Source organism: Rhizobacter sp. P2_H3, assembly GCF_056403355.1.
In genome coordinates this window covers 1-11,924 of record NZ_JBFUFQ010000185.1, presented here as the reverse complement: position 1 = coordinate 11,924, position 11,924 = coordinate 1, and the positions used below count along the sequence as shown (strand labels likewise).

Sequence of the window (11,924 nt, the reverse complement as noted above, 5' to 3'; positions counted from 1 at the left end):
GAGATGCTGCTCAAGGTCTTCGCCGGCATCTCGCAAAACCGCCTCAACGGCGCGGCGCTGGGGTCCCACGCCAACTGGGACCTGGCATCGCTGTGCGGTGCGCTGGCGATCGGCGTGTTCTGCGACCGGCCCGACCTCTACCGCCTGGCCTGCGACTACTACGCCGGCAACAACCGCGGCAAGCTGAGGATGTTCGGCAACGGCTCCATCGTGCACAGCGTCTACTACATGCACCCCGGCCATTTCGGGCAGTGGGAGGAGAGCGGCCGCGACCAGGGCCACTCGACGCTGGGCATGTCGCTCGGCGGCGACCTGCTGGAGATGGCCTGGAACCAGGGCGACGATCTCTACGGGCTGTACAACAACCGCTTCCTGGCAGCTGCCGAATATGTCGCGCGCTCCAACCTGCTCGACGAGAACGGCAAGACCTACCCGATGCCCTTTGCGCGCGAACAAATTCCGCCGGAGCCTCACACGGCCCTGTGGACCGAGGTGAACCAGTCGTTCCAGCACGGCCGCAATGCGTGGGAGCCCATCTACAACCACTACGTCAACCGCCTGGGGCTGGCAGCGCCCAACGTCACGCGCATGGCCTTGCAGTGCGAGCCGAAGTACGGCGGCAGCAGCGACGACGTGTGGTGGCCGACGCTGATCCATCGCCGTCCTGGCTATTCCGAGACGATGAAGCCGGCATCGGGCCTCACCGCCCATCTGCGCGGCGACCGCGTCGTGCTGTCGTGGTGGGGCAGCCTCGGCGCGACCTCGTATGCGGTCAAGCGAAGCGCACAGGCGAACGGTCCCTTCACCCTTCTCGGCACGGTCTCGGCGAGCGAACTGCTCACGTACAGCGACATGCCGGCCAACGGCGTCTGGTTCTACCAGGTCACCGCCCAGGGCACCGGTGCCCCGGGCACCGGCTCCAACGTGGCCCGCATCGCCGTTCCGGGCGAGCCCCGCCTGGCCATGCCGCTGAACGGCGTGAACAACTCAGGCACGGCTGGCACGCTGTTCAGCGCCGCCGGCACCTCGGGTTCGGTGCAAGGCACGCTGCTCGACGGCGCGGCCTGGGGCGACGGGCGTCGCAACGACAAGGCCCTCGTGTTCGACGGCAAGAAGGCGGGCCTGCAGCTGCCGCCGGGGCTGTTCGGCGACCTCGACGATTTCAGCGTGTCCCTGTGGGCCTACGCGAATGGGCTGCACTGGGACACCTGCATGTTCTACGCGGGGCAGGACGGATTCAGCTACATGTGCATCGCGCCCCAGAGCGGCGGTCAGGGCGTGCTGCGCTTCGTGATCGCCGGCGCAGGCCACAACGACTCGCAGGTGGTGGAGGCGCCGAGTGCCCTGCCTGTCAGGCGCTGGGTCCATCTGGCGGTCACGCTGCGGGGCAACACCGCGCGGCTGTATCTGGACGGCACCGAAGTGGCGAAATCCGACGACATCCTGCTGTCGCCGCGCCAGGTCGGCGACCAGGTGGCCTTCCTGGGTCGCAACTGGGGGCATCCGTCGTTCGACGGCCGCATCCAGGACTTCCGCGTGCATGCGGGCGCGTTGAGCGCCGCAGAGGTCGCGGCGCTGGCGCGGTGAGTCTCCCGGCCGAAGCGCCGGGCTGGCAGCTACGCGGTTCGTCCAGTCCTCCGCCCGGCCTTCACCTCGCCGAAGAGATCGAACAACTGCTGCGCCGCAGGTGACAGCGGGCGCCCGCGACGCCAGATCAGCCCGACCTTGCGGGTGACCACGGGATCGACCAGCGGCAGGCTCACCAGGAGTGGGTGGTCAGGGCCCGGCATCGCCATCGAAGGCACCGCAGCGACGCCGAGCCCGGCCTCGACCAGGCCGAGTGTCGTCGTGACGTGCTGCGCCTCGTAGATGGCCTGCGGGCGACCGGAGACACCCGCCAACGCCTGGTCCAGCAACACCCGGTTGCCGGACGAGCGGCCCACCGAGATGTAGTCGTAGTCGCTGAGCTGCGCCCAGCTGACGCGGCGCAGCTTTGCCAGCGGGTGATCGCGCCGGCAAGCCGCGACGAACCGCTCCTCCACGAGGGACTTGAACTCGAGTTCGCCCTCCTGCGCGCCGATGAAGTTGAGGCCGAAATCTGCCTCGCCGCGCGCCACCGCTGCCAGCACCTCGTTCGCGGCGGCGTCGAGCACCTTGACGCGCACCTTCGGGCTGCGCTCGTGATAGCGACGTATCACCTTCGAGAGGTAGTAGTACACCGTCGAAGGAACGCAGGCCACCGTCACTTCGCCCATGCGGGTCGCCGCGACGCCGCGGATGCCCAGCAGCGTGGCATCGAGGTCGTCCAGCAGCTCCCGCACCTTGCGTTCGAAGTCGCGGCCGACCGCGGTCAGCGTCACGCGCCGTGTGGTCCGTTCGAGCAGGCGCACGCCCAATGCCTGCTCGAGCTTGTCGATGCGGCGGCTGAACGCCGGCTGCGAGAGGTGCACCGCCTCGGCCGCCTTGCGGAAACTGCTCAGCTCCGCCACGGCCCGGAAGGCGAGCAGGTCGTTCAGGTCGAAGTTGATGGCCATGCGGCTGCTCGCTTGGATTGATGCACAAAAGGCATCAGTTGATCATAAAGATGCAATTCTGTTTCGCAAAGGAGGCGCCGATCATTGCCTCATGAACCGAGTCCTTCCCTGCGTCCTGATGCGTGCCGGCACCTCGCGTGGGCCGTTCTTCCTGCGTGACTGGCTGCCCGCCGACGAAGCCATGCGCGACGAGACGCTGATCGGTGCCATCGGCGCATCCGACCTGCTGCAGCTCGACGGCGTGGGTGGCGGCAGCACGCTCACCAGCAAGGTCGCGATCGTCTCGAAGTCGGCCGAGGCGGGTTGCGACGTCGACTACCTGTTCGCGCAGGTCGGGGTCGGCCAGAAGTCGGTCGATACCCGTCCCAACTGCGGCAACATGTTGTCGGGCGTGGCACCGTTCGCCATCGAGCAGGGCCTCGTGACGGCGCAGGACGGCGAAACGACGGTGCGTGTCTTCAACGTCAACACCCGCTCGCGCATCGACGTGACGGTGCAGACGCCGGGCCGGCAGGTCGTCTATGACGGCGAGACCGGGATTGACGGCGTGGCCGGCACGGCCGCAGCGATCCGCCTGAATTTCCTGGACGCCTGGGGCGCGACGACCGGCTCGGTGTTTCCCACCGGCCGGCGCATCGATGCCATCGACGGTCTTGAAGTGACCTGCATCGACGCCGCGATGCCCCTCGTCATCATGCGGGCCCGCGACCTCGGCCTCACCGGCCGTGAGGCACCGGCGGAGCTCGACGCCGACCTCGCGTTGCTGGCCCGCGTCGAGGCCGTTCGGCGCGCCGCAGGCGAAGCCATGGGCCTGGGCGATGTGTCGACCAGCGTCGTGCCCAAGCCCGTGATCGCCAGCGAAGGCGACGACGCCCACAGTGTCAGGTCGCGCTACTTCACGCCCTGGCGTTGCCATGCGTCGCACGCGGTCACCGGCGCCATCGGCGTCGCCGCCGCGTACGCGCTGCCCGGCACCGTGGTCAGCGGCGCGGGGAGCCGGGCCGGCACTCGCGGCATCTCGGTATTGCATCCGCAGGGGCGGATCGACGTCGAGGTGACGATCGAAGGCCATGGCCCGGATGCTCGCATCCAGCACGCCGCGCTCGTGCGCACGGCCCGAAAGATCCTGCAAGGCGAGCTTCACATCCCGCCTTACGTGTTCTCGAGATCCACAGAAGGAGACAAAACCATGAAGCGCTTGCTCGCGCCCGTCGTCGCCGCCGCGATGACCGCCATCGTCCCGATGGCGCAGGCTTATCCGGACAAGACCATCACGATCGTCGTGCCCACGGCCGCCGGCGGCGGCAACGACGCGATGGCACGCACCGTCGCGCAGAAGCTCGGTCCGCTGCTGGGCCAGACCGTGATCATCGACAACCGCTCCGGTGCCAATGGCGCGATCGCGAGCGAATACGTCAGCCGTGCCGCGCCCGACGGCCACACGTTGATGTTCGGCTACATCGCCACCCACGCGATGAACCCGGCCTTGCAGAAGCTGCGCTACGACCCGGTCTCGGACTTCGCGCCGATCGGCCTGGTGGGCTACTCGCCGACGCTGATGGTCGCAAATGCCGCCGTGCCGGTGAAGGACGTCAAGGACCTGGTGGCACAGCTCAAGGCCAAGCCGGACAAGTACACGTACGCCTCGGCCGGCAACGGCACGGCCCCGCACTACGCGGCCGAGCTGTTCAAGCTCAGTGCCGGCGTCGTGATGCTCGGTGCGCCGTACAAGGGTTCCGCCCCGGCGATCAGTGACACCATCGGTGGGCAGACGCAGTTCATGTTCCCGAGCCTGTTCACGGCGCTGCCGCACGTGAAGGCCGGAAAGCTGCGGGCGCTCGCGGTGGCGGGCCCCCGGCGATCCGCCTTGCTGCCCGACGTGCCGACGCTCAAGGAGGCGGGCGTCGACGGCGTCGACGTGCAGCAGTGGTACGGCTTCTTCGCCCCGGCGAAGACCCCCAAGCCGATCATCGACCAGATCAACAAGGCACTCAACCAGGTGCTCGCCGACAAGGAGGTCATCCAGCGCATGCAAGAGCACGGTGCCGATGTCGAGACCAGCACGCCCGAGAAGTTCGGCGAGCTGGTGAAGAGCGAGCTGGCGAAGTGGACGGCTGTCGTGCAGCGCGCCAAGCTGGCGGCCGACTGAGTAGAGCAGGAGCTTCGGACATGGGCAGTTCCCTCGACGACTTGAAGGCCTGGATCGGCCGCAGCGAGACGATGCGAGACCAGGTCGGCGCAACGCCCGTCAATGCGCTCGACGCGACGCTGGATCACGCCGCCGCGCCGGTGGAGGCGGGTGCGCCATTGCCGCCGCTGTGGCACTGGCTGTACTTCCTGCCCCTGCACCGCCAGAGCGAGATCGGGCCGGACGGACATGCCAGGCGGGGCGGGTTCCTGCCGCCCGTGYCGCTGCCGCGCCGCATGTGGGCCGGCAGCCAGTTCGAGTTTCGCTCGCCGGTGCGGGTGGGCGACGCGGTGGAGCGCACATCGGCCATTGCCGACGTGACGGTCAAGGAAGGCCGCACGGGCAAGCTCGTGTTCGTGAAGGTGCGCCACGAATTGCGCTGCAACGGAGCGGCCGATCCGGCGATCGTCGAATTCCACGACATCGTCTACCGCGAGGCCAGGCGGGCCGGGGACGTGGAGCCGACGCCGCACGCCGCCGAGGCCGGCGCACGCTGGCAGCGCCGGATCGTGCCCGACGATGTGCTGCTGTTCCGCTATTCCGCGCTGACGTTCAACGGCCATCGCATTCACTACGACCGCAAGTACGTCACCGAGGTCGAGGGCTATCCAGGCCTGGTCGTGCACGGCCCGCTGATCGCCACCCTGCTGATGGACCTGGTTCGCCGCAACGCGCCCGATGCCGACATCGCCACCTTCCGGTTCAAGGCCGTTCGCCCGACCTTCGACCTGGCCGCGTTCCTCGTCAATGGCCAGCCGCAGGCCGACGGCAGCATCAAGTTGTGGGCCGAGGACCATGAAGGCTGGCTGACGATGGATGCGGTCGCGACGCTGCGGGGAGCCTGAGATGCAGCCACTCAAGGGGCTCACCGTCGTCACGCTCGAACACGCCATCGCCGCGCCGTTCGCGACGCGCCAATTGGCCGATCTGGGCGCCCGAGTCATCAAGATCGAACGCCCGGGCACGGGCGACTTTGCGCGCGGCTATGACTCCCGCGTGCGCGGCCTGGCATCGCACTTTGTCTGGACCAACCGCTCCAAGGAGAGTCTCACGCTCGACGTGAAGCACCCCGAAGCGGCCGGGATCCTCGAGCGTCTCGTGCTGGAGAAGGCCGACGTGGTCGTGCAGAACCTGGCGCCTGGCGCTGCGGCGCGCCTGGGGCTGGGCTACGACGTGCTCGCGGTGAAGAAGCCGGCCATCATCGTGTGCGACATTTCCGGCTACGGTGCCGACGGCCCGTACCGCGACAAGAAGGCCTACGACCTGCTGATCCAGAGCGAAGCGGGGTTCGTGTCGGTCACCGGCACACCCGACGAGCCGTGCAAGGCCGGCCCTTCGATCGCCGACATCGCCGCGGGCATGTACGCCTACACCAACATCCTTGCGGCGCTGCTGCAGCGCACGCAAGGCGGACGTGGCCAGCACATCGACATCTCGATGCTGGAATCCCTGGCCGAATGGACCAGCTATCCGCTCTACTACGCCTTCGAGGGTGCGCCGCCACCGCCGCGCACCGGTGCGGCCCACGCCACCATCTACCCCTATGGCCCGTTCCCGATCGGAAAGGACGAAGGCAGCGTGATGCTGGGCCTGCAGAACGAACGCGAGTGGGTCAACTTCTGCGAGAAGGTCATGCAGCGTCCCGAGCTGGCGCGTGACCCGCGCTTCGCCGGCAACGCCAGGCGCGTGGCCGAGCGCGCGGCGTTGCGCCAGCTCATCGTCGACACCTTCTCGACCTTGACCGCAGCGCAGGTGGCCGAGCGCCTGGAAGCGGCGCAGATTGCCAACGCCCGGGTCAACACGATGCACGAGGTCTGGGCGCACCCGCAGCTCAAGGCGCGCCGGCGCTGGCGCGAGGTGGGCTCGCCCGTCGGCATGCTGCCGGCCATGCTGCCGCCGGGAACCTGGGAGGAGGGGCCTCGCATGGATCCTGTTCCCGCGCTCGGCGAGCACACCGACGCCATCCTGGGGGAACTGGGAATCGGTGCCGACGAGATCCGCGCGCTGCGGGCCGCGGAGGCGATCTGATGGACCCGCGCACCTATCTCTTCGTGCCTGGAAACCGCTCGGAGCGCTTCGCCAAGGCGCTGGCCAGCGCTGCCGATGCCATCGTGCTGGACCTCGAAGACGCCGTCGCGCCGTCGGCCAAGGCCGAGGCGCGCGATGCAGTCGCGCAGTGGTCTCGCCAAGCCGCGGAAGGCGAGCGTGAACGTACCGTCGTGCGCATCAACGATCCGCAGTCGATCGCCTTTGCCGACGACCTGCAGCTGCTGCGCGAGGCCGGCCTCTCGAACGTCATGCTGCCCAAGGCCGAGTCCGCGGCGCAGGTCCGAGCCGTTCGTGACGCCCTGCCCGAGGCTCGTGTGCTCGCGCTGATCGAAAGCGCGAGAGGCGTCGCGAGCGCGCATCAAGTGGCAGGTGCTGTGGGCGTCTCCCGCCTGGTCTTCGGCACGCTGGACTACGCGCTCGACCTGGATCTTGACATGGCAGACGGCCCCGACGGCCTGGGCCATGCCGCCAGCGTGCTGGCCATCGCTTCGCGCGTCGCGGGCCTGCCTGCGCCCGTCGCCGGCGTGACGCCCCAGCTCGACGACGAACGGCAGCTGCTGGCCGACCTCGCCTGGTCGCGCCGCCATGGCTTCGGCGCCAAGCTGTGCATCCACCCCCGGCAGATCGGGCCCGTCCATGCCGCCCTCGCACCGAGCGCGCAGGCCATCGACTGGGCGCGGCGCGTCCTGGCTGCCGAGGCCGCGTCACCCGGTGCGGCCCGACTCGAGGGTCGACTGGTCGACCGGCCGGTCGTGCTGCAAGCCCGACGCACCTTGCAGCGCGCCGGCGCCTGATTCCATCCTGATCTTCAGAAAGCACTCCATCATGCCCGCCACCCTTATCGACTCCGCGATCTTCCAAGGCATCTTCTCCAGCGACGAGATGCGCCACGTGTGGTCCGACGAGAATCGCACCCAGAAGTACCTTGACATCGAGTCCGCGCTGGCCAAGGTGCAGGGTCGCCTGGGACTGATTCCGCAGGAAGCCGCCGACGAGATCGTCAGCCACTGCCGGCTGGAGCAGATCGACATGGGCAAGCTGCGCCAGCAGACCGAGCGCATCGGCTACCCCGTCCTCGGCGTCGTCTCGCAGCTCAATGCGCTGTGCCGCGACAAGCTCGGCGAGTACTGCCACTGGGGCGCGACCACCCAGGACATCACGGACACCGCGACCGTGCTGCAGATCCGCGAGGGCCTGGCCCTCGTCGACCGCGACCTCGAGGCGATCTCGGCCGCGCTGGCCAGGCACGCGAAGGCGCACCGCCTGACACCCATGATCGGCCGCAGCAACCTGCAGCAGGCCATCCCGGTGACCTTCGGCTACAAGATGGCCGGGCTGCTGTCGGCGATCGAGCGCCACCGCGAGCGCCTCGCGCAGCTCAGGGAGCGCGTGCTGGTCGGCGAGTTCGCCGGCGCGGCCGGCACGCTGGCGTCGCTGGCCGTGGGGGCGATGGAAACGCAGGCTGGCCTGTGTGCCGAGCTCGGGCTGAAGCAGCCCGTGATCGCCTGGCACACCATCCGCGACAACATCGCCGAAGTGGGCGCGGTGCTCGGCCTGATCGGCGGCACACTCGGCAAGCTCAGCATGGACGTCAAGCTGATGATGCAGACCGAGGTCGGCGAGGTGTACGAGCCGTTCGCGCACGGCCGGGGTTCGAGCAGCACCATGCCGCAGAAGCGCAACCCCATCTCGAGTTGCTACATTCACGCCGCGATCTCGGTGGTGCGCCAGCACGCCGCCGCCTTGATGGACGCGATGGTTGCCGATCATGAGCGCTCGACCGGCCCGTGGGAGATCGAGTGGATCGTGCTGCCCGAGTCGTTCTGCCTGATGGCGGGGGCGCTCAAGCAGGCGCGTTTCGTGCTCGAAGGGCTGGAAGTCGACGCCAACGCGATGCGCCGAAACATCGACATGACCCACGGCCTGGTCATGAGCGAGGCGGTCATGATGGGTCTCGGGCCGTACATCGGGCGCGAGTACGCGCACGACCTCGTCTACGACATCTGCCGCGAAGCGGTCAAGCAACAGCGACCCCTGCTCGACCTGCTGGCCGAGCATCCGGAGATCAACAAGCATCTGGATCGCAACGCGCTCGCCGCGCTGTGCGACCCCGCCAATTACCTCGGCCAATCCGGAGTGATGGTCGACCGCGTCCTCGCCGCGCTGCGCTGACCCTCGCCCCATCATCCGGCGAGCGTCGACACGGCAGACTTCGCAGGAGGTGAGGTGCCCGGGTGATCGAGCCGACCGACACCGCCAGCCCACCCGCCTACGTTCGAGGCATCACGACCACTTCTCGATCTCGCTCAGGCTGCTGGCGAAGGCATCCAGCCGCTGGGCCTGTGGATGCTCGACGTAGTACATGTACTCGTAGATGGACGTCCGCTCCGCCACGTCGACAAGGCGGCCGCGTTCAGTCGTGTCGCAAAGCCTTTCGAGCTTGTGCAGATCGAAGGGTTCCTTGCCGCTCAATTCGGCCTGTGCCTTGGCGGCCTGGAGGCGCGCCGCACGATCCTCCGCCGCTCGTTGCTTGAGCTGCTTGTGAAAAGCCAGGGCGGCTTCGCCTTTGAGTTGAGTCATCTCCAGATCCTGTCACTTCAGTGTGCTGTGGGCTTGCAGCGCTTCCGACCACGACATGCCACGGTATTCCTGCAGCGCATCGCGAGCGTTCTCCTTGAGGGATGCGGGCATCCCTTGCGTCAATTGCTCGATGGTCTCGTCGTCGATCCTTTGGTCGCCGATGTCACCTGGCGACGAGTTCGCGGGATTCATGATCTCCGCGTACTTCTCCGGATCATGGATCGTCAGCTCGCCCGTCGCGACGGTCGCAACAGGAATTTTGGCGCCGGTCGCGGACGTGCCGTAAAGATGATAGGTGCCGAGCTGTGGCTTGGCCAAGAATTTGTCGATGACGTCGAGACGATTGCTGCGGATGGCGGAGAAACCGGCGCTGACCGCGGCGTAGGGGGGGCGCGGGTCGTCGCCGCCTGGCGGTCTTTGCAGGACGCCGAGGAGCGAACTTTGCAGCGGGGCATCGATGTCGCAGAGCTCGATCTTGCGGCCTGTTTCCTCGGCCAGCTTGATGTAGCTGGCGACTTCGTGCGCTCCGCCGAGCCGCTTGTCGACAAGCATGCTCGCCGGCTTTCCGCTCTCTGTCCTGCAGTCGGCCAGTTCTCGCTCCAAGCGGTCGGCAAGAACGCAGGACTCTGCGTGAACCTCGGACGAGGTCAGTTCGGGCTGGCCGGGCACCTTGCCCAGCCTCACCTTGAAGAGATCGGGATTGATGCATCCCCCCTCACTCTGCTTGATCGCGTCGGCAAGGACAGGCACGGCGGAGTTGGCCATCCGGGTCTTTCCAGAGGCTGTGTTGCCGCGCAAGGCGAACAGGGTCGGCTCGCGACCGGATCGTTCGATGGCTTCCGCGAAGACCGACGCCTTCTTGACAGAGTCGTCGATCAGCTTGTCATGCAACTGCCGGCGTTCGGGGCGCCAGTTGTTGGGATCGTCGAGAAATTTCCACCGCGCGGGGCCAAACGGCGGGAGTGCGCCGACCGTGAACATCTCGTCGGAAGTCCTGGCCGAAGCGCCGGTCCCGGAGCCGGGCAGGGCCGCCAGCTTCGGAGACGAGGTCTGGCGCAGCGGAGATGCCGCGCGTACCGGCGACATGTTCCTGCGTCCTGCGCTCTCAGGGGCTGCCTTCAATGCAGACGAGCCTTCCCGCGGTTGCGACATTGCCCTCGTCGGCGACGCAGTGCCCGACTGCGGCGTGGAGGTGGGTGGGCGCGATGGGATGGATCGACCGGTGATGCTGGGTGTCATGGCGTGCGGGTGTTGAGCAGTTTGATCGACCTCGTGTGGAACGACTTTGTCTGGCTTGGCACGCCGCCAGGCTCCGATACGCGAAGACCGCGCCTGTTTCGCGCAACGACGCGCTGGCGGCGCGCGTGTTCGCAGGCTGAAGCCACGCCGCGGGCCTCTACACTGGCCCGATGCACAGACAAGGCGGGCTGTACCTTGCGGGGATCACGGTCGCATGGCTGCTGGGCGTCGCATGGCAGCTCCAGCAGCAGGCTGTCCAGCCGGCCTGGGGCACGGCGCTGCTGCTCGTGGCCTGCCTCTCCTGCACGATGCTCGCCTGGCGCTGGCGCCGCGGCGCACTGCTCGGCGTGCTGGCCGCATCGATCGCCGCATCGGTTGCGGGATTTGCCGCTTCCGACCTGCGCGCCGCGTTGCGCCTGGCCGATGCGCTGCCCGCCGCGCTCGAAGGCGACGACCTCGTCCTCACCGGCACTGTCGCGAGCCTGCCCGACCACACCCCGTCCGGGCTGCAGTTCCGCTTCGAGGTCGACGACGCGCGCCGGCGCGGCGAGCCGGTGGCCGTGCCACCGCTCGTCTCGCTCGGCTGGTACAAGGGCTGGCACGATGATGGCCCGCTGAACGCCGAACAATCGCAGCTGCGCGCCGGCCAGGCCTGGCGCTTCACCACCCGCCTGCGCCAGCCGCACGGCAGCGTCAACCCGGGCGGCTTCGACATCGAGCTGATGCTGTTCGAGCAAGGCGTGCGCGCCACCGGCTACGTGCTCGACGGCCACGCCGAGCTGCTCGACCCCGCCGCCGCTCACCCGATCGAGCGCCTGCGCCAGCGCGTGCGCGACCGGCTGTATGCGCAGGTCGGCGATCCGCAGGCGGCCGGCGTGCTGGCCGCGCTGGCGGTCGGCGACCAGTCCGCGATAGCGCGCGCCGACTGGCAGCTGTTCCGCACCACCGGCATCGCCCACCTCGTCAGCATCAGCGGCCTGCACATCACGATGTTCGCGTGGCTCGCCGCACGGCTGGCCGGCGCGCTGTGGCGGCGCTCGGCGCGCGCGATGCTGTGGCTGCCGGCGCCGCTGGCTGCGCGCTGGATCGGCCTCGCGGCGGCGATGGGCTATGCGCTGTTCGCCGGCTGGGGCGTGCCGGCGCAGCGCACCGTGTGGATGCTCGCGGTCGTCACGCTGCTGCAGGCCGGTGCGCGCCGCTGGCCGTGGCCGCTGGTGCTGCTGGCCGCCGCCGTGGTCGTCAGCGCCTGCGATCCCTGGGCGCTGCTGCAGCCGGGCTTCTGGCTGTCGTTCATGGCTGTCGGGCTGCTGATGGCGTCCGAGCCGGTGCAGGCC

The 11,924-nt window shown here is 68.4% G+C and carries 10 protein-coding genes; 7 read left to right on the top strand and 3 right to left on the bottom strand.

All coding sequences use genetic code 11. The features are described from left to right. Nucleotides 1-1,587, top strand: a 1,587-nt coding sequence (locus tag AC1D1T_RS24640; protein WP_477992649.1) for a LamG domain-containing protein, incomplete at its 5' end; no start/stop codon positions are given. Between the two features lie 29 nt (nt 1,588-1,616). Here the strand turns inward: AC1D1T_RS24640 and AC1D1T_RS24635 are convergent. Next, a complete protein-coding gene (locus AC1D1T_RS24635; RefSeq protein ID WP_465112076.1) occupies nt 1,617-2,534 on the bottom strand; it encodes a LysR family transcriptional regulator in 918 nt (305 codons plus the stop codon). Between AC1D1T_RS24635 and AC1D1T_RS24630 the strand changes: the two genes are divergently transcribed. Genes AC1D1T_RS24630 through AC1D1T_RS24610 form a run of 5 tightly spaced genes read left to right on the top strand, consistent with a single transcriptional unit; the run spans nt 2,416 to nt 8,943 of the window. After that, nucleotides 2,416-4,683: a 4-oxalomesaconate tautomerase gene (locus tag AC1D1T_RS24630; RefSeq protein ID WP_477992648.1), complete on the top strand. Its 2,268-nt coding sequence runs from the start codon at nt 2,416-2,418 to the stop codon at nt 4,681-4,683. The two genes, AC1D1T_RS24635 and AC1D1T_RS24630, sit on opposite strands and share 119 nt — an antisense overlap. Nucleotides 4,684-4,703: 20 nt before the next feature. After that, nucleotides 4,704-5,567 (top strand): HTD2 family dehydratase, encoded by an 864-nt coding sequence (locus tag AC1D1T_RS24625; RefSeq protein WP_477992647.1) that lies wholly within the window; start codon nt 4,704-4,706, stop codon nt 5,565-5,567. 1 nt (nt 5,568) lies between these two features. Continuing rightward, nucleotides 5,569-6,750 carry a CaiB/BaiF CoA transferase family protein gene (locus tag AC1D1T_RS24620; protein WP_477992650.1) on the top strand — a complete coding sequence of 394 codons (1,182 nt, stop codon included), beginning with the start codon at nt 5,569-5,571 and terminating at the stop codon, nt 6,748-6,750. After that, a complete protein-coding gene (locus AC1D1T_RS24615; protein WP_465112079.1) occupies nt 6,750-7,565 on the top strand; it encodes an HpcH/HpaI aldolase/citrate lyase family protein in 816 nt (271 codons plus the stop codon). The genes AC1D1T_RS24620 and AC1D1T_RS24615 overlap by 1 nt, the downstream gene beginning before the upstream one ends. A 31-nt stretch (nt 7,566-7,596) precedes the next feature. After that, nucleotides 7,597-8,943, top strand: a complete 1,347-nt coding sequence (locus AC1D1T_RS24610) for a class-II fumarase/aspartase family protein (protein ID WP_477992646.1) — start codon at nt 7,597-7,599, stop codon at nt 8,941-8,943. Nucleotides 8,944-9,054: 111 nt separating this feature from the next. Here the strand turns inward: AC1D1T_RS24610 and AC1D1T_RS24605 are convergent, their stop codons facing one another. Then, entirely contained in the window at nt 9,055-9,351 is a 297-nt protein-coding gene (locus AC1D1T_RS24605; RefSeq protein WP_477828757.1) for a hypothetical protein, read from the bottom strand. A gap of 12 nt (nt 9,352-9,363) precedes the next feature. Then, nucleotides 9,364-10,437 (bottom strand): XopAJ/AvrRxo1 family type III secretion system effector zeta toxin, encoded by a 1,074-nt coding sequence (xopAJ, locus tag AC1D1T_RS24600; RefSeq protein WP_477992645.1) that lies wholly within the window; start codon nt 10,435-10,437, stop codon nt 9,364-9,366. Between the two features lie 323 nt (nt 10,438-10,760). On the opposite strand from xopAJ, the gene AC1D1T_RS24595 reads away from it, so the two are divergent. After that, on the top strand, nt 10,761-11,924 hold a 1,164-nt coding region (locus tag AC1D1T_RS24595), incomplete at its 3' end, for a ComEC/Rec2 family competence protein (RefSeq protein WP_477992644.1).

Excerpts from the sequence above, each read along its gene's own strand:
- AC1D1T_RS24605 (WP_477828757.1), bottom strand. The coding sequence starts at position 9,351 with ATGACTCAACTCAAAGGCGAAGCCGCCCTGGCTTTTCACAAGCAGCTC.
- AC1D1T_RS24630 (WP_477992648.1), top strand. The coding sequence starts at position 2,416 with ATGCGGCGGCTGAACGCCGGCTGCGAGAGGTGCACCGCCTCGGCCGCC.
- xopAJ (WP_477992645.1), bottom strand. The coding sequence starts at position 10,437 with ATGTCGCCGGTACGCGCGGCATCTCCGCTGCGCCAGACCTCGTCTCCG.
- AC1D1T_RS24615 (WP_465112079.1), top strand. The coding sequence starts at position 6,750 with ATGGACCCGCGCACCTATCTCTTCGTGCCTGGAAACCGCTCGGAGCGC.
- AC1D1T_RS24635 (WP_465112076.1), bottom strand. The coding sequence starts at position 2,534 with ATGGCCATCAACTTCGACCTGAACGACCTGCTCGCCTTCCGGGCCGTG.
- AC1D1T_RS24610 (WP_477992646.1), top strand. The coding sequence starts at position 7,597 with ATGCCCGCCACCCTTATCGACTCCGCGATCTTCCAAGGCATCTTCTCC.
- AC1D1T_RS24620 (WP_477992650.1), top strand. The coding sequence starts at position 5,569 with ATGCAGCCACTCAAGGGGCTCACCGTCGTCACGCTCGAACACGCCATC.